Annotated in this window: 23 protein-coding genes; 18 read left to right on the top strand and 5 right to left on the bottom strand. The window is 71.8% G+C overall.

Going from position 1 to position 26,662, the window contains the following annotated elements; genetic code table 11:
* Nucleotides 1-11: 11 nt before the first annotated feature.
* Nucleotides 12-2,789, bottom strand: a complete 2,778-nt coding sequence (gene secA / locus EDD54_RS22695) for a preprotein translocase subunit SecA (protein WP_126540756.1) — start codon at nucleotides 2,787-2,789, stop codon at nucleotides 12-14.
* A 332-nt stretch (nucleotides 2,790-3,121) separates the two neighbouring features.
* Here secA and EDD54_RS22700 point away from each other — a divergent pair, with 332 nt between their 5' ends.
* On the top strand, nucleotides 3,122-4,027 hold the full coding sequence (locus EDD54_RS22700) for a peptidylprolyl isomerase (RefSeq protein WP_126540757.1): 906 nt from the start codon (nucleotides 3,122-3,124) through the stop codon (nucleotides 4,025-4,027).
* A gap of 112 nt (nucleotides 4,028-4,139) precedes the next feature.
* Here EDD54_RS22700 and EDD54_RS22705 read toward each other — a convergent pair whose 3' ends face one another.
* Nucleotides 4,140-4,772 (bottom strand): TetR/AcrR family transcriptional regulator, encoded by a 633-nt coding sequence (locus EDD54_RS22705; protein ID WP_126540758.1) that lies wholly within the window; start codon nucleotides 4,770-4,772, stop codon nucleotides 4,140-4,142.
* 72 nt (nucleotides 4,773-4,844) lie between these two features.
* Here EDD54_RS22705 and EDD54_RS22710 point away from each other — a divergent pair, with 72 nt between their 5' ends.
* From EDD54_RS22710 to EDD54_RS22725, 4 genes are all read left to right on the top strand, one after another.
* On the top strand, nucleotides 4,845-5,093 hold the full coding sequence (locus EDD54_RS22710) for a putative antibiotic biosynthesis monooxygenase (protein ID WP_126540759.1): 249 nt from the start codon (nucleotides 4,845-4,847) through the stop codon (nucleotides 5,091-5,093).
* Between the two features lie 68 nt (nucleotides 5,094-5,161).
* Nucleotides 5,162-6,403 (top strand): bifunctional glutamate N-acetyltransferase/amino-acid acetyltransferase ArgJ, encoded by a 1,242-nt coding sequence (argJ, locus tag EDD54_RS22715; RefSeq protein WP_126540760.1) that lies wholly within the window; start codon nucleotides 5,162-5,164, stop codon nucleotides 6,401-6,403.
* Between the two features lie 80 nt (nucleotides 6,404-6,483).
* On the top strand, nucleotides 6,484-6,906 hold the full coding sequence (locus EDD54_RS22720) for a (deoxy)nucleoside triphosphate pyrophosphohydrolase (RefSeq protein WP_126540761.1): 423 nt from the start codon (nucleotides 6,484-6,486) through the stop codon (nucleotides 6,904-6,906).
* A 27-nt stretch (nucleotides 6,907-6,933) separates the two neighbouring features.
* Nucleotides 6,934-7,134 (top strand): Flp family type IVb pilin, encoded by a 201-nt coding sequence (locus EDD54_RS22725; protein WP_126540762.1) that lies wholly within the window; start codon nucleotides 6,934-6,936, stop codon nucleotides 7,132-7,134.
* 89 nt (nucleotides 7,135-7,223) lie between these two features.
* On the opposite strand, the gene EDD54_RS22730 is transcribed toward EDD54_RS22725, so the two are convergent.
* Nucleotides 7,224-8,111: a methyltransferase domain-containing protein gene (locus tag EDD54_RS22730; RefSeq protein WP_126540763.1), complete on the bottom strand. Its 888-nt coding sequence runs from the start codon at nucleotides 8,109-8,111 to the stop codon at nucleotides 7,224-7,226.
* Nucleotides 8,112-8,217: 106 nt separating this feature from the next.
* On the opposite strand from EDD54_RS22730, the gene EDD54_RS22735 reads away from it, so the two are divergent.
* Genes EDD54_RS22735 through EDD54_RS22750 form a run of 4 tightly spaced genes read left to right on the top strand, consistent with a single transcriptional unit; the run spans nucleotide 8,218 to nucleotide 10,733 of the window.
* Nucleotides 8,218-9,051, top strand: a complete 834-nt coding sequence (locus EDD54_RS22735; RefSeq protein ID WP_126540764.1) for a ComF family protein — start codon at nucleotides 8,218-8,220, stop codon at nucleotides 9,049-9,051.
* Between the two features lie 48 nt (nucleotides 9,052-9,099).
* Nucleotides 9,100-9,354: a glutaredoxin 3 gene (gene grxC / locus EDD54_RS22740; RefSeq protein WP_126540765.1), complete on the top strand. Its 255-nt coding sequence runs from the start codon at nucleotides 9,100-9,102 to the stop codon at nucleotides 9,352-9,354.
* 34 nt (nucleotides 9,355-9,388) lie between these two features.
* On the top strand, nucleotides 9,389-10,240 hold the full coding sequence (locus tag EDD54_RS22745) for a carbon-nitrogen hydrolase family protein (protein ID WP_126540766.1): 852 nt from the start codon (nucleotides 9,389-9,391) through the stop codon (nucleotides 10,238-10,240).
* Between the two features lie 16 nt (nucleotides 10,241-10,256).
* A complete protein-coding gene (locus EDD54_RS22750; protein WP_126540767.1) occupies nucleotides 10,257-10,733 on the top strand; it encodes a DUF1178 family protein in 477 nt (158 codons plus the stop codon).
* A 7-nt stretch (nucleotides 10,734-10,740) separates the two neighbouring features.
* On the opposite strand, the gene ubiG is transcribed toward EDD54_RS22750, so the two are convergent.
* Nucleotides 10,741-11,481 carry a bifunctional 2-polyprenyl-6-hydroxyphenol methylase/3-demethylubiquinol 3-O-methyltransferase UbiG gene (ubiG, locus tag EDD54_RS22755; RefSeq protein WP_126540768.1) on the bottom strand — a complete coding sequence of 247 codons (741 nt, stop codon included), beginning with the start codon at nucleotides 11,479-11,481 and terminating at the stop codon, nucleotides 10,741-10,743.
* Nucleotides 11,482-11,751: 270 nt separating this feature from the next.
* Here ubiG and EDD54_RS22760 point away from each other — a divergent pair, with 270 nt between their 5' ends.
* The 9 genes from EDD54_RS22760 (at nucleotide 11,752) to EDD54_RS22800 (ending at nucleotide 23,702) form a co-directional block, all read left to right on the top strand.
* A complete protein-coding gene (locus EDD54_RS22760) occupies nucleotides 11,752-13,005 on the top strand; it encodes an aspartate kinase (RefSeq protein WP_126540769.1) in 1,254 nt (417 codons plus the stop codon).
* A 161-nt stretch (nucleotides 13,006-13,166) separates the two neighbouring features.
* Nucleotides 13,167-15,437: a phosphoenolpyruvate--protein phosphotransferase gene (ptsP, locus tag EDD54_RS22765; RefSeq protein WP_126540770.1), complete on the top strand. Its 2,271-nt coding sequence runs from the start codon at nucleotides 13,167-13,169 to the stop codon at nucleotides 15,435-15,437.
* A 21-nt stretch (nucleotides 15,438-15,458) separates the two neighbouring features.
* A complete protein-coding gene (gene prfA, locus EDD54_RS22770) occupies nucleotides 15,459-16,532 on the top strand; it encodes a peptide chain release factor 1 (RefSeq protein WP_126540771.1) in 1,074 nt (357 codons plus the stop codon).
* A complete protein-coding gene (gene prmC / locus EDD54_RS22775) occupies nucleotides 16,529-17,410 on the top strand; it encodes a peptide chain release factor N(5)-glutamine methyltransferase (protein ID WP_126540772.1) in 882 nt (293 codons plus the stop codon). The genes prfA and prmC overlap by 4 nt, the downstream gene beginning before the upstream one ends.
* A 435-nt stretch (nucleotides 17,411-17,845) precedes the next feature.
* Entirely contained in the window at nucleotides 17,846-19,000 is a 1,155-nt protein-coding gene (locus EDD54_RS22780) for a DUF4167 domain-containing protein (RefSeq protein WP_126540773.1), read from the top strand.
* A gap of 165 nt (nucleotides 19,001-19,165) precedes the next feature.
* Complete coding sequence (locus EDD54_RS22785) at nucleotides 19,166-19,462, top strand: SCP2 sterol-binding domain-containing protein (RefSeq protein WP_126540774.1); 297 nt, start codon at nucleotides 19,166-19,168, stop codon at nucleotides 19,460-19,462.
* A 201-nt stretch (nucleotides 19,463-19,663) separates the two neighbouring features.
* Nucleotides 19,664-20,011 carry a DUF2147 domain-containing protein gene (locus EDD54_RS22790; protein WP_425375011.1) on the top strand — a complete coding sequence of 116 codons (348 nt, stop codon included), beginning with the start codon at nucleotides 19,664-19,666 and terminating at the stop codon, nucleotides 20,009-20,011.
* 262 nt (nucleotides 20,012-20,273) lie between these two features.
* Nucleotides 20,274-22,877, top strand: coding sequence for an ATP-dependent chaperone ClpB (gene clpB, locus EDD54_RS22795; RefSeq protein ID WP_133674057.1), 2,604 nt, complete (start codon nucleotides 20,274-20,276; stop codon nucleotides 22,875-22,877).
* Between the two features lie 210 nt (nucleotides 22,878-23,087).
* Nucleotides 23,088-23,702, top strand: a complete 615-nt coding sequence (locus EDD54_RS22800; RefSeq protein ID WP_126540775.1) for a DUF6198 family protein — start codon at nucleotides 23,088-23,090, stop codon at nucleotides 23,700-23,702.
* Nucleotides 23,703-23,795: 93 nt separating this feature from the next.
* Here EDD54_RS22800 and EDD54_RS22805 read toward each other — a convergent pair whose 3' ends face one another.
* A complete protein-coding gene (locus EDD54_RS22805; RefSeq protein ID WP_126540776.1) occupies nucleotides 23,796-25,787 on the bottom strand; it encodes a M23 family metallopeptidase in 1,992 nt (663 codons plus the stop codon).
* Between the last annotated feature and the right edge of the window lie 875 nt (nucleotides 25,788-26,662).

Consider the following 26,662-nt stretch of genomic DNA (forward strand, 5'->3'; position numbering starts at 1 on the left):
GCGAGGCGGGCTCAGGCGAACTGGCCGTGGCAGTGCTTGAAGCGCTTGCCGGAGCCGCAGGGGCACATCTCGTTGCGCCCGACGTGGCCCCAGGTCGAGGGATCGGCCGGGTCGCGGGCGGGGGCGCGGCCCTCCTCGTCGAACACGGTCTGCAGCATCGAGGCGGGCGGCACGGCCATCTCGTCGGCGCCGGTGAACGGGTCGGCGTGGTGCTCGAGCGCGCCGTCGGGCATCCCCTGCGCCGGCTCGGGCGGACGCAGCTCGATGCGCATCAGCTGGCCGATCACCTGGCCGCGGAGCTGGCCGAGCAGCGACTCGAACAGCGCGAAGGCCTCGGTCTTGTACTCGTTGAGCGGATCGCGCTGGGCGTAGCCGCGCAGGCCGACCACCGAGCGAAGGTGGTCGAGGTGGGCGAGGTGCTCGCGCCAGAGATGGTCGAGCGTCTGCAGCAGCACCGCCTTCTCGACCCGGCGCATCAGCTCGGGGCCGATCCGCGCCTCGCGGGCGGCGAAGGCCTCGTCGGCGGCCTTGGTGACGCGGGCCTCGATCTCCTGGTCGGCGATGCCCTCTTCCTTGGCCCAGTCGGCGACGGGCAGGTCGAGGTTGAGGTACTCGACGATCTCGGCCTGCAGGCCGGCGACGTCCCACTGCTCGGCGTAGGCGTTCTCGGGGATGTGCTTGGCGATCAGGCCGGTGATCACCTCGTGGCGCATGTCGGCGACCGTTTCGGAGACGTCCTCCTCGGTCATCAGCTCGATGCGCTGCTCGAAGATGACCTTGCGCTGGTCGTTCATCACGTTGTCGAACTTGAGAAGGTTCTTGCGGATGTCGAAGTTGCGCGCCTCGACCTTCTGCTGCGCCTTCTCCAGCGCCTTGTTGATCCACGGATGGATGATCGCTTCGCCGTCCTTGAGGCCGAGCTTCTGCAGCATCCCGTCCATGCGGTCCGAGCCGAAGATGCGCATCAGGTCGTCCTGGAGGGACAGGTAGAAGCGCGAGTGGCCGGGGTCGCCCTGGCGGCCGGAGCGGCCGCGCAGCTGGTTGTCGATGCGCCGGCTCTCGTGGCGCTCGGTGCCGATCACGAACAGGCCGCCGGCGGCGAGCGCCTTCTGCTTCAGCCGCTCGACGTCCTCGCGGATCTTCGTCTCGCGCGCCTCGCGCTCGGGGCCCGCCGGCACGTCGGCGAGCTCGTTGGCGATGCGCATGTCGGCGTTGCCGCCGAGCTGGATGTCGGTGCCGCGGCCGGCCATGTTGGTGGCGATGGTCACCGCGCCCGGCACGCCGGCCTGGGCGATGATCGAGGCCTCCTGCTCGTGGTAGCGGGCGTTGAGGACCTGGAACACCATCTCGTCGGCGCGGCCGTCGTCGCCGTCGAACAGCACGTCGAAGTCGTGCTGGCGGAAGCCCTCGGCCGCGAGCATGCGGGCGAGCGTCTCGGACTTCTCGATCGAGGTGGTGCCGACCAGCACGGGCTGGCCGCGGGTCTTGGCCTCGCGGATGGTGGCGATGATCGCCTTGTACTTCTCCTCGACCGTCCGGTAGACCTCGTCGTCGTCGTCCTTGCGCGCCACCGGGCGGTGGGTCGGGATCTCGACGACCTCGAGGCCGTAGATGTCGGCGAACTCGTCCGCCTCGGTCGAGGCCGTACCGGTCATGCCGGCCAGCTTGTCGTACATGCGGAAGTAGTTCTGGAAGGTGATCGAGGCCAGCGTCTGGTTCTCGGGCTGGATCTTGACGTGTTCCTTGGCCTCGAGCGCCTGGTGCAGGCCGTCGGAATAGCGCCGGCCCGGCATCATGCGGCCGGTGAACTCGTCGATGATGACGACCTCTCCGCCCTTGACGATGTAGTCCTTGTCGCGCTGGAACAGCTTGTGGGCCTTCAGCGCCTGATTGACGTGGTGGACCACCGAGACGTTCTCGACGTCGTAGAGCGAGCCGCCCTTGAGCAGGCCCGCGGCCTTCAGCCGCTGCTCCAGCTTCTCGGTGCCGGCCTCGGTGAAGATCACCGTGCGCTGCTTCTCGTCGATCTCGAAATCCTCGGCGGCGAGGCCGGGGATGAAGGTGTCGATGGTGTTGTAGAAGTCCGAGCGGTCGTCGAGCGGGCCGGAGATGATCAGCGGCGTGCGCGCCTCGTCGACCAGGATCGAGTCGACCTCGTCCACGATCGCGAAGTGATGGCCGCGCTGGACCATCTGCTCGCGCTCGTACTTCATGTTGTCGCGCAGGTAGTCGAACCCGAGCTCGTTGTTGGTGGCGTAGGTGATGTCGCAGGCGTAGGCCGCGCGGCGCTGCTCGTCGTCGAGGCCGTGGACGATGATGCCGGTCGAAAGGCCGAGGAAGCCGTAGATCCGGCTCATCCACTCGGCGTCGCGGCGGGCGAGGTAGTCGTTGACGGTGACGACGTGGACGCCCTTGCCCGGCAGGGCGTTGAGATAGCAGGCGAGGGTGGCGACCAGCGTCTTGCCCTCGCCGGTCTTCATCTCGGCGATCGAGCCCTCGTTCAGCACAATGCCGCCGACCAGCTGGACGTCGTAGTGGCGCTGGCCGAGCACGCGGCGGGCGGCCTCGCGCACGGTGGCGAAGGCGGGGACGAGCAGGTCGTCGACGGTCTTGCCGGCGGCGAGCGCCGCGCGGAACTCGGCCGTGCGCGCCTTCAGCGCGTCGTCCGAGAGCGCCTGCAACTCCGTCTCGAGCGCGTTGATGGCCGCGATGCGCGGGCGGTAACCCTTGACGCGGCGGTCGTTCGCCGAACCGAACAGCTTGCGCGCGATGGCGCCGAGGCCGACCATGGCAGCCTATCCCTTCGTCCCTGCGGCGGAGCGCCCGAAGCGGGTCGGACCGCCTTGAAATGACTCGTTGCGGCGCTTTCGTGGAACGCCCGGTGGCGCCGGCGGGCGCCGGGCGGGTCGACGACGGGCTTGGCCGGCGCCGCGCCCGGGCGAGGCGCCGCCGGTCGGACGACCGCCACATTGACCCGAACCTACCTATGTTGGGCCCCCGAGGATGTCAACGTGGCGCCTTCCGCGGGCCGCAAAGCCGCGCTATACGCGTCGGCCGTGTCCGGGCCGACGCCCCGGGCGGCAGCGACGGGGCGTCCCGTCATGACGAGGATCGGATTTCCATGAAGTCGTTTTCGCGAGGCCTGATCGGCCGGCGCCTCCTCACCGCGGCCGCTGCGGCGGCCATCGTCGTCGCGGCCCACGCCGGCGTCGCGCTCGCCGCCGACGGCGACGTGCTGGCCCGGGTCAACGGCAAGGACATCACCAAGACCGAAGTCGACCTCGCCATGGACATCTTCGGCGAGCAGCTGCAGCAGGTGCCGGAGGGCGCCCGTCGGTCGATGGTGGTCGACGCCCTCGTCGACATGCACGTGATGGCCGACGCCGCCGCGGCGGCCGGGCTTGAGAACGGCCAGAAGTTCAAGGAGCGGATGAGCTTCCTGACGGCCCAGGCGCTGCGCAACAGCTACATCGAGGACAAGATCCAGGCGTCGGTGACCGACGCGGACCTGAAAGCCCGTTACGAGAAGGACCTCGCCAACTACACCCCGCCGGAGGAGGTCCACGCCCGCCACATCCTGGTCAAGACCGAGGAAGAGGCGAACCAGGTCATCAAGGACATCGCCGGCGGCAAGGACTTCGCCGCGGTGGCGAAGGAGAAGTCGGAGGATCCGGGCTCCAAGGAGAACGGCGGCGACCTCGGCTTCTTCACCAAGGGCCAGATGGTCCCGGACTTCGAAACCGCGGCCTTCGGCCTGAAGCCGGGCGAGATGACGACCAAGCCGGTCAAGACCGACTTCGGCTGGCACGTCATCAAGGTCGAGGAGCGCCGCTCGCAGCCGGTGCCGACCTTCGAGGACGTCAAGGCGCAGGTGACCGAGGTGGTCCAGCGCGAGAAGTTCCAGGCCGCCCTGACCGAGCTCAAGGCCGCCGCCAAGATCGAGCGGCTCGACCAGCCGCCGGCGGCGCCCGCGGCCGGCGACGCGCCCGCGGCGGCCGAGACGCCGGCGCCCGCCCCGGCGCAGTGACGCCGGCCGGCCACGGCCGGTCGCCTTCCCCGGTGCGCCGCCCTCGCGGTCGACGCGCCGGTGGTTTACCGTCCAGAGCCCCCGCCGGTCCCGCCGGCGGGGGCTCCGTCGTTCAGGGGGAGGGCGATCCGGGCCGGACGCCGCCGGCCCGGTCGAGCGCGTCGGCGAGCAGGCGGGCCACCGCCGCGATCGTCGCGGGGTCGTCGTCGATGCGACCGGTCAGGAGGCGGCCGAGGTTGAAGCCGGTCATGAGGTCGTGGACCACGCCGACCGCCTCCGGATCGGCGTCCGGAGGGGCGACCGCGGCGGCGAAGTCGAGCCGGCGCTGCGCGAAATAGTCCTTCAGGGCCGCGGCGGCCGCCGGGTCGGTCTGGCTCTCGGCGACCACCAGGGCGAAGCCGCGGCCGGCGGGCGTGTCGCGCCAGAACGCCCAGAGATCGCGGACGAAACGGGCGAGGTCGTCCGCGCTCCCGCCGGCGTAGCCGACGCCGTCGGCGCCCTTCTGGCGGTGGTAGACGTCGAGCAGCAGCGCCGCCCGGTTCGGCCACCAGCGGTAGATCGTCTGCTTGCCCGCCCGGGCTCGCCGCGCCACCGCCTCGATCGTGAAACCGGCCGTGCCACCCTCGCCGAGGATCGCCTCCGCGGCGTCGAGGATCGCGGCTGCGCTGGCCTCGCTGCGCACCGCGCCGACGGAGCGGCGGCGGCCCCGGGGCGCGGGCGTGACGGCGGGATGGTCGGCGGGCATGGCGACACCTTGACGGAACGAGACGGTCCGTTCTATATAACGGACCTCACCGTTCCATTATGGAGCCTCCCGATGTCCGCCGCAAATCCTTCCCCCGCCGCCCGCCGCTTCTCCCGTGTCCGCTTCGCCGCCGCCGTCCTCCTCGGCGTCTATCCGATCGTCACGGGCCTGCTCTACGCTCTCGCCCCGCTGACCGCCGGATGGCCGGTCTGGCAGCGCACCCTGATCCTGGCGCCGACGATGGTCGCCATCATGGTCTGGGGCCTGATCCCGACGATCCAGCACCGGCTCGCCGGCTGGCTCCAGGTGCCGGTGCGCTGAGACGCGAGGCTTGCGCCGGCCCCCCGGCTCGGGCAAACGAGAACCGGTTCCAGCCGCGCAGGATGACCATGTCGCACGCCGTTTCGCCGCTCGCCCCGAAGACCGTTCCCGAGATGCCGCCGATCGCCGGCGTGCGCTTCGCGACGGCCGAGGCCGGCATCAAGTACAAGAACCGCACCGACGTGCTGCTGGTCGCCCTCGACGAGGGCACCGAGGTCGCCGGCGTCTTCACGCGCTCCAAGTGCCCGTCGGCGCCGGTCGAGTGGTGCCGCGAGGCCCTCGCCGGCGGCAAGGCGCGGGCGCTGCTGGTCAACTCCGGCAACGCCAACGCCTTCACCGGCCTGAAGGGCCGCGAGACGGTGCGGATCTCGGCCGGGCACGCCGGCCGCACGCTCGGTGTCGAGCCCGGCACCGTCTTCCTCGCCTCCACCGGCGTGATCGGCGAACCGCTCGACCCGGCCAAGTTCGCCGCCGTCCTCGACGACACCGCCGGCCGTCTCGCCGACGGCCCGTGGATCGACGCCGCGCGCGCGATCATGACCACCGACACCTTTCCGAAGGTCGCCACCCGCACCGTCGCGATCGCCGGCGTGCCGGTGACGATCAACGGCATCGCCAAGGGCGCCGGCATGATCGCCCCGGACATGGCGACCATGCTGTCCTTCGTCTTCACCGACGCCCCGATCGCGGCGCCGGCGCTGCAGGCGATGCTGTCGAAGGGCGTCGAGGGCTCGTTCAACGCCATCACGGTCGACAGCGACACCTCGACCTCCGACACGCTGATCCTGTTCGCCACCGGCGCGGCGGAAACCCGTGGCGCACCCCGGATCGCCGACGCCGCCGACGAGCGGCTCGCCGACTTCCGGGCCGCGCTCGACGGCCTCCTGCTCGACCTCGCCCATCAGGTCTGCAAGGACGGCGAGGGCGCCCGCAAGTTCGTCGAGGTCACCGTCACCGGCGCCGTTGACGACGCCTCCGCCAAGAGGATCGCGCTGTCGATCGCCAACTCGCCGCTGGTCAAGACCGCGATCGCCGGCGAGGACGCCAACTGGGGCCGGGTCGTGATGGCCGTCGGCAAGGCCGGCGAGCCGGCCGACCGCGACCGGCTGTCGATCTGGTTCGGCGACGTCCGCGTCGCCGTCGAGGGCGCGCGCGACGCCGGTTATTCCGAGGCGGCGGCGTCCGCCGAGATGGAGCGCGAGGACGTCCGCGTGCGCGCCGACATCGGCCTCGGCGAGGGCCGCGCCACGGTGTGGACCTGCGACCTCACCAAGGAATACGTCGCCATCAACGGCGACTACCGCAGCTGACCAGAGGGAAGCGGGCGGCCCGCCTCGCGGCGCCGCCCGTCGCCCCCATTTTTCCGAACGTTTCCGACGCGGGAGGCGGGATGTCCACGACCACCGATGGCAAGCGTCTGCTGCTCGTCGTCGCCTGCGCGCTCGTCGACGTCGACGGCCGCGTCCTGCTGACCCGTCGCCCCGAGGGCAAGGCCCTGGCGGGTCTCTGGGAATTTCCCGGCGGCAAGCTCGAGCCGGGCGAGGGGCCGGAGGAGGCGCTGATCCGCGAACTCGCCGAGGAGTTGTCGATCACCGTTCGCGCGGCCTGCCTCGCACCTCTGACTTTCGCCAGCCACACTTACGAATCGTTTCACCTTTTGATGCCACTCTACATCTGCCGTCGGTGGGACGGCCTCGTCGAGCCGCGCGAGGGTCAGGCGACCGCCTGGGTGCGGCCGAACCGTCTGCGGGACTATCCGATGCCCCCGGCGGACGAGCCCCTGATACCGCATCTGGTCGACCTCCTGGGCTAGGAGCGGCCGACCGAACGGGGATTGCGCATGACGACGACGGGTCCCGGCACCGGTGCTTTCCGACGGACGATCCGGCGCTTCGCCGGCGACCGCCGCGGCGCCGTCGCCGTCGAATACGGCGCGCTCCTGCTGATGATCGTGGTCGCCCTGCTCGGCCTGTCGACGCTGTCGAGCGTGTCCGACAAGGAAAACGACACCTTCAACACGATTTCCGACGCCCTGCGCTGACCGGCGGGGCGCTCGCGCGCCCCGACCGCGCGAGCGGTCGATCGCCCCCGACCGCGCGGGCGGTCACTCCCCCCCGACCGCGCGGGCGGTCACTCCCCCTTGTGTTCGACCGCGCCGAGGGCGTCGGCGAGCCGCGTCCTGGCGCTACCCGGCTTCAGCGGCTTCTGCTGGCTCTCGTGCGGCACCCAACCCGACAGCGACACCAGCGTCAGGCTCGCGCGCACCCGGCCGTCCGGGTCGGCGGCGGTCTCGGCGTAGATCTCGGCGGCGCGCGCCAGCAGGCTCGGCGGCGTCAGGCCGCGCGCCCGTTCGCGCAGCGGGTTCGAGGCGCCCATCGCCTGCAGGTCGCGCATCAGGTGGAAGGGCGTGGCGTAGCGCAGCGTCACCCGGTCGACGTCGGTGACCGGCAGCGCGAAGCCGGCGCGCTGCATCAGGCCGCCGAGGTCGCGGACGTCGACGAAGGGCGCCACCCGCGGGCTGGCGCCGCCCTTGCGCTCGCTCTCGGCGGCGAGCAGGGCCGCGCGCAGTTCCGTCAGGCTGTCGCCGCCGACGAAGGTGGCGACGAACAGGCCGTCGGGCCGGAGCGCCCGGCGGATCTGCACCAGCGCCCCCGGCAGGTCGTCGACCCATTGCAGGGCTAGGCCGGACACGGCGAGGTCGAGGCTGCCGTCGGCGAAGGGCAGGCGCTCGTCGTCGATCACCACGTCGACCGGATGGTCGCCGGCCGGGCCGGCGGCGAAGACGTCGGCGCGGATCACCCGCTCCGCCCGGCCGCTCGCGGTGACCGTCCGCGCCAGCGCGTCGGTCGGGCCGCCGATCGCGGCGGCGGTGCCGAAGCGCCGCGTCACGGCGGCGAGGCGGTCGGCGAGGTCGGCGGCGACGTGCTCGACCAGGAAGTCGCTGCCCGGCACCGCCGCGGCGACGGCGCGGCGGCGGCGACGGGCGATCAGCCGGCGGTCGAACAGCGCGGGGATCATCGTGGCGGCTCCCGGAAAGGGTCGGTCGGGTTATGGGCAGGCGGTCCGCCCGGGTCAACCCGCGGCGGCGGTTTCGCGGTCGCGCGGTTTGGTGCATCGTCGGGCGATGGCGATCCCGGACCCCTCCGACTGGCGTCCCGGCCACGTGCCGGCCTCCGCCGCGACCGTCGCGGTCGCGCCGCTGCTCCATGCCGCGGTGCGGCTGCCGTCGGCGTTGCGCGCCGGGGCGGCGGCGCTGGTCGACCTCGTGCTGCCGCCATCGTGCCCGGTCTGCCGCGTGCCGACCGGCAGCACCGGCGGGCTCTGCATGGAATGCTGGCACCAGGTGCGCTTCCTCAAGCGGCCGTGGTGCGAGCGGCTCGGCACGCCGTTTCCCTACGACCTCGGCGAGGGCACCCTGTCGGCCGCCGCGGTGGCGACGCCGCCGGCCTTCGATCGGGCGCGCTCGGCGGTCCACTACGACGGCCCGGTCCCCGACCTCGTCCAGGCCTTCAAATACGCCGACCGCACCGACCTCGCGCCCACCTTCGCCGGCTGGATGCTGCGCGCCGGCGCCGAACTCCTCGCCGACGCCGACCTCGTCACCGCCGTGCCGCTGCACCGGTCCCGGCTGTTCCGCCGCCGCTTCAACCAGGCCGGCCTGCTCGCCCGCGAGATCGCCCGCCGCGGCGGCCTCGCCTTCCGGCCGGAGGTGGTGGTCCGCGCCCGCGCCACCGCCGCCCAGGTCGGTCTCAGCCGCGAGGGCCGCGAGGCCAACGTGCGCGGTGCCTTCCGCGTGCCGCCGTCGGCGAAGGCGACGGTTGCGGGGCGGCGGATCCTGGTGATCGACGACGTCATGACCACGGGCGCCACGCTGGAGGCGGTGGCCCGGCCGCTGAAGCGGGCCGGCGCCGCCCGCGTCGACGTGCTCACGTTGGCCCGGGTTGTGCAGAGCCTCTAGCCGCGCCTATATCAGCGTCATCGCTCGCACAGGAGAGGACCGTCCGGCATGGCCGACGTCGTGATCTACACCCGGGACGGCTGTCCCTACTGCACCCGCGCCAAGGGGCTGCTCGACCGCAAGGGCGTGGCCTACACCGAGTTCAACGCCTCGGTCGAAGCGGACAAGCGCCAGGAAATGATGACTCGCTCCGGCCGCAACACCTTCCCGCAGGTCTTCGTCGGCACGACCCACGTCGGCGGCTGCGACGATCTCCACGCCGCCGAGGCCGACGGCAGCCTCGACCGGCTGCTCGCCGGCTGACCCGTCCCGCCCTTCCGTTCCTAGGAAACGCCCCATGGTCCGCGTCGCCTGCGTCCAGCTCCGCTCCGGCCGCGATCCGGCCGCCAATCTCGCGGCCACCGAGGCGCTCGTCCGCGAGGCCGCGGGACGGGGGGCGACCTACGTCCAGACCCCGGAGATGACGAACATCCTCGAGCGCTCGCGCGAGGACCTGTTCGCCAAGATCGCCACCGAGGCCGACGACGTCTTCCTCGCGCGGATGCGGACCGTGGCCGCCGAGCTCGGCATCCACCTCCACCTCGGCTCGCTCGCGCTGAAGCGGGCCGACGGCAAGGTCGCCAACCGCGGCTTCGTGATCGGCCCCGACGGCGGCATCCTCGGCGCCTACGACAAGATCCACATGTTCGACGTCGACCTCGCCGGCGGCGAGAGCTGGCGCGAGAGCGCGACCTACACGCCCGGCACCGACGCCGTCACGGTCGACGCCGGCGGCCTCACGGTCGGCATGGCGATCTGCTACGACATCCGCTTTCCGCATCTCTTCCGCGCCTACGGTCACGCCGGCGTCGACGTGGTGACGGCGCCGGCCGCCTTCACCCGCCAGACCGGCGCCGCGCACTGGCACGTGCTGCAGCGCGCCCGGGCGATCGAGAACGGCTGCTTCCTCGTCTCGGCTGCCCAGGGCGGCCTTCACGAGGACGGCCGCGAGACCTACGGCCACTCGCTGATCGTCGACCCCTGGGGCGTGGTGATCGCCGAGGCCGACCACGACGAGCCCGGCGTGATCGTCGCCGAGATCGACCCCGCCGCCGTCGCGGCCGCCCGCGGCCGCATCCCGTCGCTGAAGAACGAGCGCCCGTTCGGGCTGGTCGCGCCCGACCGGGCGCGGCTGCGCTCGCTCGGCTGAAACCCGGGACGGTCCGATGATCCGCTACGCCCTCGTCTGCTCCGCCGCCCACGACTTCGACGGCTGGTTCCGCTCGTCGGAGGATTTCGACGCGCAGAAGGCGAGGGGGTTGGTCGAATGCCCGGTCTGCGGCTCGACCGCGGTCGAAAAGGCTCTGATGGCGCCGGCGGTCCGGATCCGCGACGGCGCGTCCGCACCGACGCTTCCCGCTCCGGTCGCCGCGGGCGCCCCGCCCGTGCCGGCCGTGCCCGCGGCGCTGCCACCACCCGAGGCCGCCGAGATGATCGCGCGCCTGCGCGAACTCAAGGCCAAGCTCACCGCCGGCTCGGAGAACGTCGGCGAGCGCTTCGCCGAGGAGGCGCGCCGGATCCACTACGGCGAAACCGAGGCCCGCGCCGTCCACGGCCAAGCCTCGCCCGACGAGGCCCGCGCCCTCGTCGAGGAAGGCGTACCGATCCTGCCGCTCCCGATCCTGCCCGACGAGCGGAACTGAGCCCGGATCAGGCCGGGCGGGCGGCGATCACCATGTAGTTGACAGCGGTGTCGCGGCTCTCCTTCCAGACGTCGCGCAGCGGGTCGAACACGACGCCGACGCGGTCGAGGAGGACGAGGCCGGCGTCCTGGAGCGGCGCCTCGACCTCCTCCGGACGGACCAGCTTGTCGTAGGAGTGCGTGCCGCGCGGCAGCCAGCGCAGCACGTATTCCGCGCCGACGATGGCGAGGCCGAGCGCCTTCAGGGTCCGGTTGATGGTGGCGACCACCACGAGCCCGCCGGGCTTGGCCATCGACGACACCGTGTCGAGGAAGGCCGGGACGTCGGCGACGTGCTCGACCACTTCGAGCGCCAGCACCACGTCGAAGCGCTCGCCGGCGGCGGCGAGCGCCTCGGCCGTGGTGGCGCGGTAGTCGACGGCAAGGCCGGTCTCGACGGCGTGCAGCCGGGCCACCTCGACATTGGTCGCGGACGGGTCGATGCCGACCACGGTCGCGCAGAGCCGGGCCAGCGGCTCCGAGACCAGCCCGCCGCCGCAGCCGACGTCGAGGATGCGCAGGCCGTCGAGCGAGCGCGCTGCGCGGGCGTCGCGCGAAAAGTGCAGGGCGATCTCGCGCTTCAGCACCGCGAGGCGGACCGGGTTGAACTTGTGCAGCGGCTTGAACTTGCCCTTCGGGTCCCACCACTCGGCGGCCATTCGGGAGAAGCGCTCGACCTCGATCGGATCCACTGTGACGGCGGCGGGCATGGCGCGGGCTCCTCGGGTCTCTCGCATCCGCCGTGATGTCGACCCGCCCGCCGACGCTGTCAAGCGTCGGCGCCGACGCCGTCGAGCGTCGGCGCCGCGGCCGGGTGCGAACCCGCCCGGAGTTGCCGGCTTTCCCGGACGTTGCGGGGGCGGCGGCCTTCCTGTATTGGAGGGCCGCCCGCGGCCGGGGGGGGCTCCGACGAGCCCAGCCCCGACGCAAGGCCCAAGGATCCTCCAACGGGGTAGCCCCCGAGGCAAAGCGCGCTGAAGATGGCCCGGCTGGTGATGAAGTTCGGCGGCACGTCCGTCGCGGATCTCGACCGCATCAGGAACGTGGCGCGCCACGTCAAGCGCGAGGTGGACGCCGGCCATCAGGTCGCCGTGGTGGTGTCGGCGATGTCGGGCAAGACCAACGAACTGGTCGCGTTGTGCCGCGGCGCCTCGATCCTGCACGACGCGCGCGAATACGACGCCGTCGTCGCCTCGGGCGAACAGGTCACCTCGGGCCTGCTCGCGATCGCGCTGCAGGCGATCGGCGTCGACGCCCGCTCCTGGCAGGGCTGGCAGCTGCCGATCCGCACCGACGGCGCCCACGGCGCCGCCCGCATCGAGAGCATCGACGGCACGCGCGTGATCGAGCAGATGGAGGCCGGCCGCGTCGCGGTGGTCGCGGGCTTCCAGGGCATCGGCCCGGACGGGCGGATCTCGACCCTCGGCCGCGGCGGCTCCGACACCTCGGCGGTGGCGGTGGCGGCGGCGATCAGGGCCGACCGCTGCGACATCTACACCGACGTCGACGGCGTCTACACCACCGATCCCCGCATGGTCCCGAAGGCGCGCCGCCTCGACAAGGTCTCCTTCGAGGAGATGCTGGAGATGGCCTCGCTCGGCTCGAAGGTGCTGCAGGTGCGCTCGGTCGAGCTGGCGATGGTGCACGGCGTGCGCACCTTCGTGCGCTCCTCCTTCGAGGATCCGGAGAACCCGAAGACCCAGCCGAACGGCGACCCGTTCGGAACGCTCATTTGCGACGAGGACGAGATCGTGGAACAAGAGGTCGTCACCGGCATCGCCTATTCCAAGGACGAGGCGCAGATCTCGATCCGCCGCGTCGCCGACCAGCCCGGCATCGCCGCCTCCGTGTTCGTGCCGCTCGCCGAGGCCAACATCAACGTGGACATGATCGTCCAGAACGTCGCCTCCAACGGTGCCGAGACGGACATCACCTTCACGGTGCCGGCCGCCGACTACGAGCGCGCCATGAAGGTGATCGAGGACCGCAAGGCCGAGATCGGCTATCTTCTGCTCGAGGGATCGACGGGCGTCTGCAAGGTGTCGGTGATCGGCGTCGGCATGCGCAGCCACGCCGGCGTCGCCGCCCAGGCGTTCAAGGCGCTGGCGGCCAAGGGCATCAACATCCGCGCGATCACCACGTCCGAGATCAAGATCTCGGTGCTGATCGAGGACGTCTACACCGAGCTTGCGGTCCGGACTTTGCACTCGGTATACGGACTCGACAAGGGCTGAGGCGAGCGGGGCCGCGGCGTGCGGCCGTCCTCGGCCGGGGCCCGGCCGGGTCGACGGATGCGTCCGGGCGTCGCGAGACGTCCGGGTGACGACAACTTCGGGCGCGTGAGATCCTTCGCGCGCGGTCGCGACGGCGGCGACCGCCTACCGGGATGCGGACGATGCGGGGGTCAATCTTCGGACCGCGCGTGCTGCTGCGTCGCCTCCGCGAGGTCATGGCGGAGCCGATCAGCGCACAGGCGCGCCTCGACAAGATCGTCGCCACCATCGCGGCCAACATGGTCGCGGAGGTGTGCTCGGTCTACGTCCTGCGTGCAGACGGCGTGCTCGAGCTGTTCGCCACCGAGGGCCTCAACCGCACCGCCGTCCACAAGGCCGCGCTGAAGGTCGGCGAGGGCCTCGTCGGCACCATCGCCGACGCCGCGACCCTCCTGAACCTGCCGGACGCCCAGGCCCATCCCGCCTTCGCCTACCTGCCGGAGACCGGCGAGGAAGTCTACCACTCCTTCCTCGGCGTGCCCATTCTCAGGGCGGGCCGCACGCTCGGCGTGCTCGTGGTGCAGAACCGCGCCCGCAAGAGCTATTCCGACGAGGAGGAGGAGGCGCTCCAGACCACCGCGATGATCATCGCGGAGATGATCGCCTCCGGCGAGCTCGCGACGCTGGCGGCGACGCCGGCGACCGGCCTCGACCTCGCCCGGCCGCAGCACCTGCCGGGCGTGGCGCTGTCCGACGGCGTCGGCCTCGGCCACGTCGTGCTGCACGAGCCGCGCGTGGTCGTCACCAACCTGATCGCCGAGGATCCCGAGAAGGAGGTCCGCCGTCTCGACGCCGCGATCGCCAAGCTGCGGCTGTCGGTCGACGACATGATCGAGCGCGGCGAGGTCGCCCACCACGGCGAGCACCGCGACGTGCTCGAGGCCTACCGCATGTTCGCCTACGACCGCGGCTGGGCCCGGCGCATGGAGGAGGCGATCGTGCGCTCCGGCCTCACAGCCGAGGCCGCGGTCGAGCGCGTCCAGTCCGACACCCGCGCCCGGATGCAGCGCCAGACCGACCCTTACCTGCGCGAACGGCTGCACGACTTCGACGACCTCACCTTCCGCCTGCTGCGCGAGCTGATGGGCCGCGACGACCGCAAGACCCAGCTGCCGGACAACGCCATCGTCGTCGCCCGCAACATGGGCGCCGCCGAACTGCTCGACTACGACCGCACCCGCATCCGCGGCCTCGTCCTCGAGGAGGGCGCGCCGACCAGCCACGTCGCCATCGTCGCACGCGCGCTCAACATCGCCACCGTCGGCCAAGTGCCGAACGCGGTGTCGCTGGCCGAGCCCGGCGACGCCATCATCGTCGACGGCGAGGCCGGCCTCGTCCACCTGCGCCCGCCCGGCGACGTCGAATCGGCCTATGCCGACAAGGTCCGCTTCCGCGCCCGCCGCCAGGAGCGCTTCCGCCGGCTGCGCAACAAGCCGGCCGTGACCCGCGACGGCGTCGAGATCTCGCTCAACATCAACGCCGGCCTCGTCTTCGACCTGCCGCACCTCGACGAGAGCGGCGCGGACGGCATCGGCCTGTTCCGCACCGAACTGCAGTTCATGATCGCCTCCGCCTTCCCGCGGATGAGCGAGCAGCAGCAGCTCTACGGCAAGGTGCTCGACGGCGCCGGCGCGCGCCCGGTGACCTTCCGCTCGCTCGACATCGGCGGCGACAAGGTGCTGCCTTATCTCACGCGTGCCGTCGCCGAGGAGAACCCGGCGATGGGCTGGCGCGCGATCCGCCTCGGCCTCGACCGGCCGGCGCTGCTGCGCACCCAGGTCCGCGCCCTGCTCAAGGCCGCCGCCGGCCGGCACCTCCGGCTGATGTTCCCGATGGTCAGCGAGGTCGACGAGTTCCGCCGCGGCCGCGAGATCGTCGAGCGCGAGTTGCGCTTCCTCGCCGGCCACGGCTACGAGCCGCCGAAGAAGCTGCAGCTCGGCGCCATGATCGAGGTGCCGGCGCTGCTGTTCGAGCTCGACGAGCTGCTCGAGGAGGTCGACTTCGTCTCGGTCGGGTCCAACGACCTGTTCCAGTTCATGTTTGCCGCCGACCGCGGCAACGCCATGATCACCGATCGCTTCGATCCGCTGGCGCCGTCCTTCCTGCGTGCGCTCGGCACGATCGCCGAGAAGGCCCGCCACGCCGGCAAGGGGGCGACGCTGTGCGGCGAGCTCGCCGGCCGGCCGCTCGCCGCGATGGCCTTGATCGGGATCGGCTTCCGGTCCATCTCGATGACGCCCGCCTCGGTCGGCCCGGTCAAGGCCATGGTGCGCGCGCTCGACGTGGCCGCCCTCGAGGCCGCGATGACGCCCGCGCTCGCCCGCGCCACGGACCGGTCGCTGCGCGGGCTGCTCGAGGGCTTCGCCCACGAGCACGACGTGCCGCTGACCTGAGCCTTGTCCAAGCCGGAACCCATGAGCGCGTTCGACGCCAAGCTCGAAGGCCTGATCGACCGCTTCGCCATCATCGAGGCGCGGATGTCGGGCCAGCCCGACGCCGAGACCTACGTCCGGCTGTCGCGCGACTATGCCGAGCTGCAGCCGCTCGTCGAGGCGATCCGCCGCCTGCGCGCGGTCGAGCGCGAACTCGCGGATGTCGACCACCTGCTCGAGGACCCGGACACCGACCCGGAGATGCGCGCCCTCGCCGAGGCCGAGCGGCCGGAGGTGGCGGCGAGCCTCGAACGGCTCGGCCGCGAGGTCCGTCTCGCGCTGCTGCCGCGCGACCGCGCCGACGACATGAGCGCCATCCTCGAGGTCCGCGCCGGCACCGGCGGCGACGAGGCGGCGCTGTTCGCCGGCGACCTGTTCCGGATGTACCAGCGCTACGCCGAGGCGCGCGGCTGGAAGGTCGAGGTGCTCTCGACCTCCGAGGGCGAGGTCGGCGGCTACAAGGAGATCGTCGCGTCGGTGACGGGGCAGGGCGTGTTCGCCCGCCTGAAGTTCGAATCGGGCGTGCACCGGGTGCAGCGGGTGCCGGCGACCGAATCCTCGGGCCGCATCCACACCTCGGCGGCGACCGTCGCGGTGCTGCCCGAGGCCGAGGAGGTCGACGTCGCCATCGACGAGGCCGACCTCCGGGTCGACACCTTCCGCGCCTCCGGCTCGGGCGGCCAGCACGTCAACACCACCGACAGCGCCATCCGCATCACCCACCTGCCGACCGGCGTCGTCGTCGCGGTCCAGGACGAGCGCTCGCAGCACAAGAACCGCGCCAAGGCGATGAAGATGCTGCGCGCCCGCATCTACGAGCTCGAGCGCGAGAAGGCCGAGAGCGAGCGCGCCGGCCAGCGCCGCGCCCAGGTCGGTTCCGGCGACCGCTCGGAGCGGATCCGCACCTACAACTTCGGCCAGGGCCGGGTCACCGACCACCGCATCAACCTGACGCTCTACCGGCTGCCGGCGGTGCTCGAGGGCGACCTCGACGAGATCGTCGACGCGCTGATCGCCGAGCACCAGGCCCAGCTCCTCGCCGAGGCCGAGGCGTGAGCGCCGATCCGACCGTCGACGGCCTGCTCGCCGCCGCGCGGCGGACGCTGCGCGCGGCCGGCGTCGAGGGCGCGGCGCACGACGCCCGGGCGCTCGCCCGCGGCATCCTCGGCCTCGACGCCGCCGGCCTGATCGCCGCCGCGGGCGAGCCGGTGGCGCCCGAGCATGCCGAACGCCTCGCCGCGGCGGTTGCCCGGCGCGCCGCCGGCGAGCCGGTCGGCCGCATCCTCGGCCGCCGCGAGTTCCACGGCCTCGATTTCCGCCTCGGTCCCGACACCCTGGAGCCGCGGCCGGATACGGAGACCCTGGTCGACGTCGCGATTTCCCGCGTCCGGCGTGGCGCCGTTCCCGGCGCGGCACCTGATGGCACCGGCCTCCTCTTCGCCGATCTCGGCACCGGCACCGGGGCGATCGCGGTCGCGCTCGCCGCGGCGCTGCCGGGCGCGCGCGGCGTCGCCGTCGATCTTGCGGCCGGCGCCGCCGCGGTGGCGCGCGGCAACGCGGAACGGGCGGGCGTCGCCGATCGCCTCGACGTCCGCGTCGGCTCCTGGTTCGATCCGGTGCCGGAGACGCTCGGCCTCGTCCTCTCCAATCCGCCCTACATCGAGAGCGCCGCGATCGCCGGTCTCGACCGCGAGGTGCGCGACCACGACCCCCTTCTCGCCCTCGACGGCGGGCCCGACGGCCTCGACGCCTACCGCGCCCTCGTCCCCGCCGCCGCGGCCCGGCTGGTCGGCGGGGGAACCCTCGCGGTCGAGATCGGTTGGACCCAAGGCACGGCGGTGTCGGCGCTCTTCATCGACGCCGGCTTCCGGGACGTCGCGGTCGTCGAGGATCTCGCCGGCCGTCCGCGGGTGGTGGTTGGCACCAAGGCCTGACATTTTCGCGATCCAGCTCGGCCACGACGAAAAAGGGCTTGGAAATCAGCCGCGGAATCGCTAGGTTCCAAGGGCCGTGACGGGTATCGGGCGGGGCGTGACCGCGCGATGCGAAGATATCCACCGGGGGGTGGATCGGTCATTTCCGGCTGATCATCGTCCGATTTCGTGCAGAGGCGACCGGGGCAAAGGGTCGCCACGCCGATTTCCGAGTCTCTTCGGCACCCGTTTCCGACTTGATCATCGTCTTGGAGGATGGCGCGAGCGAACACCCGACGGCCCCCACGAGGCGGCTCGCAGTCGGAATCTCGTGTCGAACAGCTTCCGGAGGGCGCGGCCGGGCACCAGGTGCCCCGCAGACGCCCGCGAACCGGCGCCCGTCGTGGCGGCGACAGCCGGTAACCAATTGACCGCCGAGCAAGAGACAGCGGACTGATGAGGCAGAACCAGCAGAACAAGCAGCGGATGCGCGGCCGCAATCGCAAGGGCCCCAATCCTCTGACCCGCTCCTACGAATCCAACGGTCCGGACGTCAAGATCCGTGGTACCGCCCTCCACGTGGCCGAGAAGTACACCCAGCTCGCCCGCGACGCCTCGTCCTCCGGCGACCGCGTGATGGCGGAGAACTATCTCCAGCACGCCGAGCACTACTACCGCATCATCGCGGCCGCCCAGGCGGCGCTGCAGCCGCAATACGGCCGCGACGACGTCATGGACGGCGACGACGACGACGTCGAGGTGCCCGGCTCCGACCGGTTCGAGCCGCGCCAGATCGAGTTCCGCAATCCGCAGGAAGGCCGCGGCAACGGCGATTACCAGCAGCCCCGCGAGGGCGGCTACCAGCAGCGCGAGGGCCAGCAGCCGCGCGAGGGTCGCGACGGCGGCTACCAGCAGCGCGGCGAGGGCGAGGGCTACCAGCCGCGCGAGGGTCGCGAACAGCGCGAGGGCGGCTACCAGCAGCGCGGCAACCGCAACGACCGCGGCGACCGCGAGGGCTTCCAGGGCCGCAACCGCGACCGCGACTTCCAGAGCCGCAACGACCGCAACGACCGCGGCGGCGACCGCCCGGAGCGCGAGGGCTTCCAGCCGCGCGGCGAGGGCGCACCGGCCCCGGCCGGCGAGCAGCGCGCCGAGGGCGAGGCCCGTCCCGAGCGCGAGGGTCGTCGCAACCGCCGCGAACGCTTCGAGCGCTTCGACCGCCGCGGCGACCGCCCGGCGCAGCAGGGCGAACCGCGCGCCGAGGCGCCCGTCGCCGCCGGCGGCCATCCGATGCCGCTCGACGCGCCGCAGCCGGACGTGAACTTCCCCGACTTCATCACCAAGCCGGCGATCCCGCCGGCCGCCGTCGCGCCGGCACCGGCGCCCGTGGCGGCCGAGCCCGCGCCGGCCCCCGCGCGGACCCGCGCCCCGGCGCCCGCTCCGGCGCCCGTCGCCGAGCCGGTCGTCGAGGCCGCGGCCGCGGCCGAGCCGGTCGGCGAGGACGGCGAGAAGCGCCCGACCCGCCGCCGCGCCCCGGCGCGCCCGCGCACCCGCCGTACCGCCGAGGCGGCCGACGCCGCCGAGACGCCGGAGCCCGCCGCCGGCGAATGATCCCTGTGCCCGTGCGGGTGTCGCGCCCGCACCGGTCGGAGGCCTCTGAACGCACCGGCCCCGTCCGCGCAAACCGCGGGCGGGGCTTTTTCATGCCACGGTCTTGACGTTTACGTAAAGTGGCGGCACCCTCCCGGGCCACTGGTCAGATCCGAGGACACCGCCATGAGCATTGCCGAGACCACCGAAGCCGTCCGTGCCAAGATCGGGGAGAACAGCGGCCTCGGCGCGACGCTGAAGTTCGACTGCGGCGCCGACGGCATCGTCTACGTCGACGCCTCCGGGGTGCCCAACGCCGTCGACAACGTCGACCGCGCCGCCGAGTGCACCATCGCGCTGTCGCTCGAGGACCTCGACGGCCTGCTCGCCGGCACGCTCGACCCCACCGGCGCCTTCATGATGGGCAAGTTGCAGGTCGAGGGCGACATGAGCGTGGCGATGCGCCTCGCGCAGGTGGTCTGATCCCGCATCGGCGGCGGGCCGCCTCGAGGCCGGTCCCCGCGGATGCGGAGCGCCCGAGCGGCGCCGGCCGGAAGGCCGAAACCTCACCGCGGACGACCGGTCGGCCGCGGCGGGACGAAAATGATCCGGGTTGCGGGAGATGCGGCGCCGGTCGGCGGGGCGGAAGACCCCGCGGGCCCGCGTCGGCGAAGGAGGGAAGCGATGAGGATGTTCGTGACGACGGCCGTGGCGGCCGTGCTGCTCGCCGGTCCGGCGCTCGCCGCCGGCGGCGTCGAGGGCGTCTGGAAGACCGAGCGCGGCTCCAACGCCGAGATCTACGGCTGCGGCAAGGCGACCTGCATCAAGCTGATCGACGGCCCCTACAAGGGCAAGATCATCGCCGACGACCTCGTCGACGACGGCTCGGGCAGCTATTCGGGCTCCCTGACCGACCCGGAGAGCGGCAAGACCTATTCCGGCTACGCCAGCGTCTCCGGCAACGCGCTGAAACTCAAGGGCTGCGCGCTCAAGATCTTCTGCAAGTCGCAGACCTGGACGCGGGTGAAGTAACGGCACCGCCGCGGTGTCTCGGTCCGGGTGGCCGCGCCGCCGCGGCGATCCGGCCCGCGCGGCCCGATCGCGGCGGCCTGTCGGCATCGCGGCCGCATCTTCCCCTGCTCACCTTTTGTTCCGGATGGTTCCGGATCCCTCTTCCGCCGTCGGCGGCGATCCCCATATTCGGATCCGAGCGGCTCCGGATGGGAGCGCTCGCGGTCAAGTCGCCGCCTCCGTGCTCCGGGCGGGGTCGGTGCGCCGAAGGAGGGATGGCTTCATGAACATCGAGAAATACACCGAGCGGGCCCGCGGGTTCCTGCAGTCGGCGCAGACCTATGCGCTGGGGCAGGGGCACCAGCAGTTCGCGCCCGAGCACGTCCTCAAGGTCCTGCTCGACGATCCCGAGGGCATGGCGTCCGGCCTGATCCAGGCCGCCGGCGGCCGGCCCAAGGATGCGCTCGCGGCGGTCGACCGGGCGCTTTCGGCGATGCCGAAGGTGGGCGGCGGCGGCGCCGGCCAGCTCTATCTCTCCGGCCCGCTCGCCAAGGTGTTCGCCACCGCCGAGAAGATCGCCGAGAAGGCCGGCGACAGCTTCGTCACGGTCGAGCGGCTCCTGATCGCACTCGCCATGGAGCCCGACGCGGCCACCGCCAAGATCCTCAAGGACGCCGGCGCGACGCCGAACGGCCTCAACGCCGCCGTCAACGAGCTGCGCAAGGGCCGCACCGCCGACAGCGCCTCGGCCGAGAGCGCCTACGACGCGCTGAAGAAATACGCCCGCGACCTCACCCGCGCCGCCCGCGAGGGCAAGCTCGACCCGGTGATCGGTCGCGACGAGGAGATCCGCCGCACCATCCAGGTGCTGTCGCGGCGCACCAAGAACAATCCCGTCCTGATCGGCGAGCCCGGCGTCGGCAAGACCGCCATCGCCGAGGGCCTCGCCCTGCGCATCGTCAACGGCGACGTGCCGGAATCGCTGAAGGACAAGGACCTGCTCGCCCTCGACATGGGCGCGCTGATCGCCGGCGCGAAATACCGCGGCGAGTTCGAGGAGCGGCTGAAGGCGGTGCTCCAGGAGGTCCAGGCCGCCGAGGGCGGCGTGATCCTGTTCATCGACGAGATGCACACCCTGGTCGGCGCCGGCAAGTCCGACGGTGCCATGGACGCCTCGAACCTTCTGAAGCCGGCGCTCGCCCGCGGCGAACTGCACTGCATCGGCGCCACCACGCTCGACGAGTACCGCAAGTACGTCGAGAAGGACGCGGCGCTGGCGCGGCGGTTCCAGCCGGTGTTCGTCTCCGAGCCGACGGTCGAGGACACCATCTCGATCCTGCGCGGCATCAAGGAGAAATACGAGCAGCACCACAAGGTCCGGGTCACCGATTCGGCGCTGGTGGCCGCGGCGACGCTGTCCAACCGCTACATCACCGACCGCTTCCTGCCGGACAAGGCGATCGACCTCGTCGACGAGGCCGCCTCGCGCCTGCGCATGCAGGTCGACACCAAGCCCGAGGAGCTCGACGAGATCGACCGCCGGGTGATCCAGCTCAAGATCGAGCAGGAGGCCCTGAAGAAGGAGACCGACGCCGCTTCGCAGGACCGGCTCGTCCGCCTCGACCGCGAACTCGCCGACCTCGAGCAGCGCTCCGCCGAGATCACCACCCGCTGGAAGGCGGAGAAGGACAAGCTCGGCCGTGCCGCCGCCCTCAAGGTCCGGCTCGACGAGGCGCGCAACGACCTCGCCATCGCCCAGCGCAAGGGCGAGTTCCAGCGTGCCGGCGAGCTCGCCTACGGCATGATCCCGAACCTCGAGCGCGAGCTGAAGGAGGTCGAGGCGGCCGGTGCGGCCGGCGGCATGGTCGAGGAGGCGGTGACGCCCGACCACGTGGCGCAGGTCGTGTCGCGCTGGACCGGCGTGCCGGTCGACAAGATGCTGGAAGGCGAGCGCGAGAAGCTCCTGCGCATGGAGGACGAACTCGCCCGCCGCGTCGTCGGTCAGGCCGAGGCGGTGCACGCCGTCTCGACCGCGGTCCGTCGCGCCCGTGCCGGCCTGCAGGATCCGAACCGGCCGATCGGCTCGTTCATGTTCCTGGGGCCGACCGGCGTCGGCAAGACCGAGCTGACCAAGGCGCTCGCCAGCTACCTGTTCGACGACGACCAGGCGATGGTGCGCATCGACATGTCCGAGTACATGGAGAAGCACGCCGTCAGCCGCCTGATCGGTGCCCCCCCGGGCTACGTCGGCTACGAGGAGGGCGGCGCGCTCACGGAAGCCGTGCGGCGCCGGCCCTATCAGGTCGTGCTGTTCGACGAGATCGAGAAGGCCCACCCGGATGTCTTCAACGTCCTGCTGCAGGTGCTGGACGACGGTCGCCTGACCGACGGCCAGGGCCGCACGGTGGACTTCAAGAACACGCTGATCATCATGACCTCGAACCTCGGGTCGGAGTATCTCGCCAACCAGCCGGACGGCGAGGACGTCGACGCCGTGCGCGAGCCGGTGATGCAGGTGGTCCGTGCACACTTCCGGCCGGAGTTCCTGAACCGGCTCGACGAGGTCGTGCTGTTCCACCGCCTGAAGCGGACCGAGATGGGCACGATCGTCGCCATCCAGCTGAAGCGGCTCGAGAAGCTGCTCGAGGACCGCAAGATCGTGCTGAAGCTCGACGACGGCGCCCGCAACTGGATCGCCGACAAGGGCTACGATCCGGTCTACGGCGCCCGCCCGCTGAAGCGCGTGATCCAGCGCTACGTCCAGGATCCGCTGGCCGAGAAGATCCTCTCGGGCGCGGTCCGGGACGGCGAGACGGTTGAGATCACTGCCGGCACCGATCGGCTGCTCTTCACCGGCGTCGGCAATGCGGAGGCGCGCGCGGCCTGACTCGCGACGCTTCGATCCGTCGTTCACGCCTACCTGACGTCACGGCCCTCCCGAGAAGCCTCGGGAGGGCCTTTTCGCGTTACTCGTTCCGTGGCCCGGATGCGCGGCGACGGGACTGCCCATTCTTCGCGCAACCGGGGATCTTGCGCCGACGATAAAGGTCAGCGATACTGACCTTCATTCGATCCCCATTGTCGCCGAGAGCTCGCCATGTCCGCGGTACAAGCGCCGTCGCTGGCCCATTCCCGCTTCGAGGACGCCTTCGCCATCCTGTCGGGCACGCTGTTCGTGGCGCTCGGCGTCGTCATCCTGAAGGCCGCGGGCCTCGGCACCGGCGGCACGGCCGGCCTCGGCTTCCTGGTCGGCCACGCCACCGGCCTGCCGTTCGGGGCGGTGTTCTTCGCGATCAACCTGCCCTTCTTCGTGTTCGCCTATCTCGCCTTCGGGCGGGCCTATCTGGTGAAGTCGGTGCTCGCCACCGGCCTGCTCGCGGTCGAGACCACGCTGCTGCCGCGCTTCCTGCCGCTCGGCGCGCCCGACCTCTGGCTCGCCGCGCTGCTCGGCGGCCTCCTGGTCGGCATGGGTCTGCTGGCGCTGATCCGCCACCGCACCGGGCTCGGCGGCTTCGGCGTCATGGCGGTGTGGATGCAGGAGCGCTTCGGCTGGCGGGCCGGCAAGGTCCAGATGGCCGCCGACGCGCTGGTGGTCGCCGCCGCCTTCGCGCTGTTGCCGCCGGTGCAGGTGATCGCCTCGGTCGGCGGCGTCGTCGCGCTCAACCTGATGCTGGCGCTCTACCACAAGCCCGGACGCTACGCCGGCTTCTGAGCGCAGAACCGGCGGAGCGCCGCAGGCGCGGACCACCTTTCCCCTTTCGCGGATTCGACCCGACACACGAGGCGGCAGCGCGGGGGCGCTTCCTCAGCCCCCGCCGGTCTCCGTCGCCGCCGCCAGCTTGGCCGGCTGGCCGCCGAGCAGGGTGTCGATCCGCTCGCGTTCGCCCTGGTAGGCGGCGAGCACGTCGCCGTCGAGGGTGCGGCCGCGCGGCAGCTTGATGCGCATCGGGTCGACCGGGCTGTCGTTGACGTGCACCTCGTAGTGCAGGTGCGGACCGGTCGACAGGCCGGTCGAGCCGACGTAACCGATGATCTGGCCCTGGCGCACGGCGGTGCCGACGCGGATGCCCTTGGCGAAGCCGGTCTGGTGCGCGTAGGCGGTGGCGTAGCCGTTGTTGTGGCGGATCTCGATGTAGTTGCCGTAGCCGGACTTCCAGTCGGCGTAGGTCACGACGCCGTCGCCGGCGGCCATGATCGGCGTGCCGCGCGGGGCCGCCCAGTCGACGCCGGTGTGGCCGCGGACGTAGCCGAGCAGCGGATGCTTGCGGGCGCCGAAGCCGGACCGGAAGGTGCCGCCGGACATCGGCTTGCGCAGCAGGAACTTCTTCGCGCTGCGGCCTTCGGGGTCGTAATAGTCGACCGAGCCGTCGTCCGGCGCCTTGAAGCGGTAGAAGCGGCGTTCCTTGCCGCCGACCACGATCGCCGTATAGACGATCTCCGACGCCTCGGCGCTCTCGGATTCGTCCTCGTCGAGGCTGTAGACCACCTCGAGCCGGTCGCCCGGCTGGACGCGGGTGTTGAAGTCGAGGTCGAAGGAGAACACCCGGACGAGTTCGTCGATCAGCTCCGGCGACATCCCGTTGGAGAGCGCGGTCTGGTAGAGGCTCTCGTAGAGCCGCGGCCGCGGCTGGTCGTCGTCCTGCTGCTCGGCCTGCTCGAACAGGTCGCCGTCGGCCGGACGGGTCTCCTCGGCGACGACGTAGTCGCCCTTGTCGTTCAGCGCCAGCGTGCCGACGTGGCCGCCGTCGCGATAGAGCGAGACGCGAACCGGGCGGTAGCGCTGGGTGTCCTCGAGGCTGTCGTCGGGGGCGAGCGCGATGCGCAACTTGTCGCCGGGCTGGACCTCGCGCACCGAGAAGGCACGGCGGAACCGGAGCGCGATCGCCCCGGCCTCGTCGTCGGTCGCCTCGTTGGCGATCAGGAGATCCTCGAGCCGGTCGCCCTTGCCGACGGTCAGCACCTTTTCTTCCGTATAGGGCTGGCCGAGCCCGCCGTCGGCGGTGTCGGTGGGAGCCACGAAGGAGACGTTCTCGGGGATGACGCGGACGCCGTAGCGGTCGAAGGAGGAGCGCTCGGCGAAGCCGAAGTCGAAGCGGGCCTGGTCGATCGACGGCAGCGAGGCCACCTGGACCGCCGTGCCGCCGAGGAATTGCGCCGCCTCGCGCACGAGCCGCTCGGTCTGCGGCACGTCGAGCGGGGACTCCGCCGCCAGCGCCGCGCCGTCCATCGGGAAGTCGCGCACCTTGACCGCCATCGCGCCGTCGACGTCGGCGCCGTAGAGCGTGTCCTCGGGGCCGGAGGCGTCCGGGTTGGCGTCGGCGAAGATGCGCAGCGGGTCGTAGGACGGGATGGTGTCGGAGATGTCCACCGAGGCCGCGACCAGCGGCGTCGAGACGCGCGCGAACGGCTTCAGGCGGATCAGGTCGCGCTCGCCGTCGCGGGTGATGGTGGAGACGCGCAGGATCTGGCGCGCGGGCTGAGCGTTCACGTCGGCGGCCGGCAGGTCGCCCTTGGCGACGAGGTCCGCGGGGGCCTCCTCGAGCTCGGGAGCGGCGGAGACGACGCCTGAGAGCTCCTCGATCGGCCGGGCGATCGACGGTCGGCCGTCCATCGCGACCCAGAGCGCGCCCCCCATCAGCGCGGTCGAGGCGAGGCTCGCCATCACCGTGCCGGCCAGCCAGCGGATCGAGACGCGGCGACGATCCGGCGGGCCGCGGCGGTTGTCGGCGGTGACGAGCGGGGGATCGTCGCCGATGTCGACGGCCGTCGTCCCGTGGTCGTTCCAGGCCGCATTCATCCGAAGCCGTCTCTCCGAAATCCGTCCGTCCGCGGAAGGCGACGGACGGTGCCGTCGGGTGTTCGTGTCGCCGGAGGGCCCGCCGGGCCCCGGCCTCGTCGCGATGCGCCGGCACCTTGGCGCCGGCCGGACCGGCCTGTCAACGCGCGGAACCGTCCCGAGGGCCGTCGTCCGTCGATTCGACGGGGACGACGGCGCCAAGACTCCTATCCACGGCCGAAATGGGGCGTCCGTGTGGCCGCGCGTTTCCGGCGACTGCAGAGGGTCGCGCACGAGCGCGCGTCGGCGGGGCGGGGGAGGTCGTGCCGCGGCGGGAGCGGCGATCGGAATCGCGTCGAGCGCCCGCGGGGCGAAGGAACACGGTCCCGTGTCGCGGCGATGACGAGCCGGCTATGGTGTCGAACGGCGGAAATCCGCGGTTCCCGGTAGCCGACAGAACCGATCCGCGGGGCATGTGAAGGATTTTTGAAAAGGCTTGTTGACAGGGGGGTAAGGGGGCCGTATAAGCCCCTCCATCGACGGCGGCGCTGCGGTGACGCGGTGCCGGCGGGAAGCGGCGCCTCTGGACGGTTCGACCGGGTGGGGCGCGGCGGTGTCGGCGGGACGGCCCTGGCGGTCGTCGGAGCCGGCGGTTCTGGACCTGACAGTCTGGAGCGTTTTTTCGTCGGGTGGCCTCCTCTGTTCGGGGCTGGACACCCGGCGGTTCACTGCGGTCTTGACACGGCGACGTGACGAGATTAGGTGAGCGCCTCGCCGACGGGCAAGCCCCGGCGGCGCGATTTCGAAGGCCTCGGCCTTCCGTTCTTTGACAAGTTGGATGAGAGAAGAAGGAGAAACGTGGTCGGCGGAGTGTCCGCGGGCCTGGTTTTCGGGAT

It is taken from the genome of Oharaeibacter diazotrophicus, assembly GCF_004362745.1.
Classification (GTDB): Bacteria; Pseudomonadota; Alphaproteobacteria; order Rhizobiales; family Pleomorphomonadaceae; genus Oharaeibacter; species Oharaeibacter diazotrophicus.

Bases quoted from the DNA above. Each gene is read 5' to 3' on its own strand.
- secA (WP_126540756.1), bottom strand. From the start codon at position 2,789: ATGGTCGGCCTCGGCGCCATCGCGCGCAAGCTGTTCGGTTCGGCGAAC.
- EDD54_RS22700 (WP_126540757.1), top strand. From the start codon at position 3,122: ATGAAGTCGTTTTCGCGAGGCCTGATCGGCCGGCGCCTCCTCACCGCG.
- EDD54_RS22705 (WP_126540758.1), bottom strand. From the start codon at position 4,772: ATGCCCGCCGACCATCCCGCCGTCACGCCCGCGCCCCGGGGCCGCCGC.
- EDD54_RS22710 (WP_126540759.1), top strand. From the start codon at position 4,845: ATGTCCGCCGCAAATCCTTCCCCCGCCGCCCGCCGCTTCTCCCGTGTC.
- argJ (WP_126540760.1), top strand. From the start codon at position 5,162: ATGTCGCACGCCGTTTCGCCGCTCGCCCCGAAGACCGTTCCCGAGATG.
- EDD54_RS22720 (WP_126540761.1), top strand. From the start codon at position 6,484: ATGTCCACGACCACCGATGGCAAGCGTCTGCTGCTCGTCGTCGCCTGC.
- EDD54_RS22725 (WP_126540762.1), top strand. From the start codon at position 6,934: ATGACGACGACGGGTCCCGGCACCGGTGCTTTCCGACGGACGATCCGG.
- EDD54_RS22730 (WP_126540763.1), bottom strand. From the start codon at position 8,111: ATGATCCCCGCGCTGTTCGACCGCCGGCTGATCGCCCGTCGCCGCCGC.
- EDD54_RS22735 (WP_126540764.1), top strand. From the start codon at position 8,218: ATGGCGATCCCGGACCCCTCCGACTGGCGTCCCGGCCACGTGCCGGCC.
- grxC (WP_126540765.1), top strand. From the start codon at position 9,100: ATGGCCGACGTCGTGATCTACACCCGGGACGGCTGTCCCTACTGCACC.
- EDD54_RS22745 (WP_126540766.1), top strand. From the start codon at position 9,389: ATGGTCCGCGTCGCCTGCGTCCAGCTCCGCTCCGGCCGCGATCCGGCC.
- EDD54_RS22750 (WP_126540767.1), top strand. From the start codon at position 10,257: ATGATCCGCTACGCCCTCGTCTGCTCCGCCGCCCACGACTTCGACGGC.
- ubiG (WP_126540768.1), bottom strand. From the start codon at position 11,481: ATGCCCGCCGCCGTCACAGTGGATCCGATCGAGGTCGAGCGCTTCTCC.
- EDD54_RS22760 (WP_126540769.1), top strand. From the start codon at position 11,752: ATGGCCCGGCTGGTGATGAAGTTCGGCGGCACGTCCGTCGCGGATCTC.
- ptsP (WP_126540770.1), top strand. From the start codon at position 13,167: ATGCGGGGGTCAATCTTCGGACCGCGCGTGCTGCTGCGTCGCCTCCGC.
- prfA (WP_126540771.1), top strand. From the start codon at position 15,459: ATGAGCGCGTTCGACGCCAAGCTCGAAGGCCTGATCGACCGCTTCGCC.
- EDD54_RS22780 (WP_126540773.1), top strand. From the start codon at position 17,846: ATGAGGCAGAACCAGCAGAACAAGCAGCGGATGCGCGGCCGCAATCGC.
- EDD54_RS22785 (WP_126540774.1), top strand. From the start codon at position 19,166: ATGAGCATTGCCGAGACCACCGAAGCCGTCCGTGCCAAGATCGGGGAG.
- EDD54_RS22790 (WP_425375011.1), top strand. From the start codon at position 19,664: ATGAGGATGTTCGTGACGACGGCCGTGGCGGCCGTGCTGCTCGCCGGT.
- clpB (WP_133674057.1), top strand. From the start codon at position 20,274: ATGAACATCGAGAAATACACCGAGCGGGCCCGCGGGTTCCTGCAGTCG.
- EDD54_RS22800 (WP_126540775.1), top strand. From the start codon at position 23,088: ATGTCCGCGGTACAAGCGCCGTCGCTGGCCCATTCCCGCTTCGAGGAC.
- EDD54_RS22805 (WP_126540776.1), bottom strand. From the start codon at position 25,787: ATGAATGCGGCCTGGAACGACCACGGGACGACGGCCGTCGACATCGGC.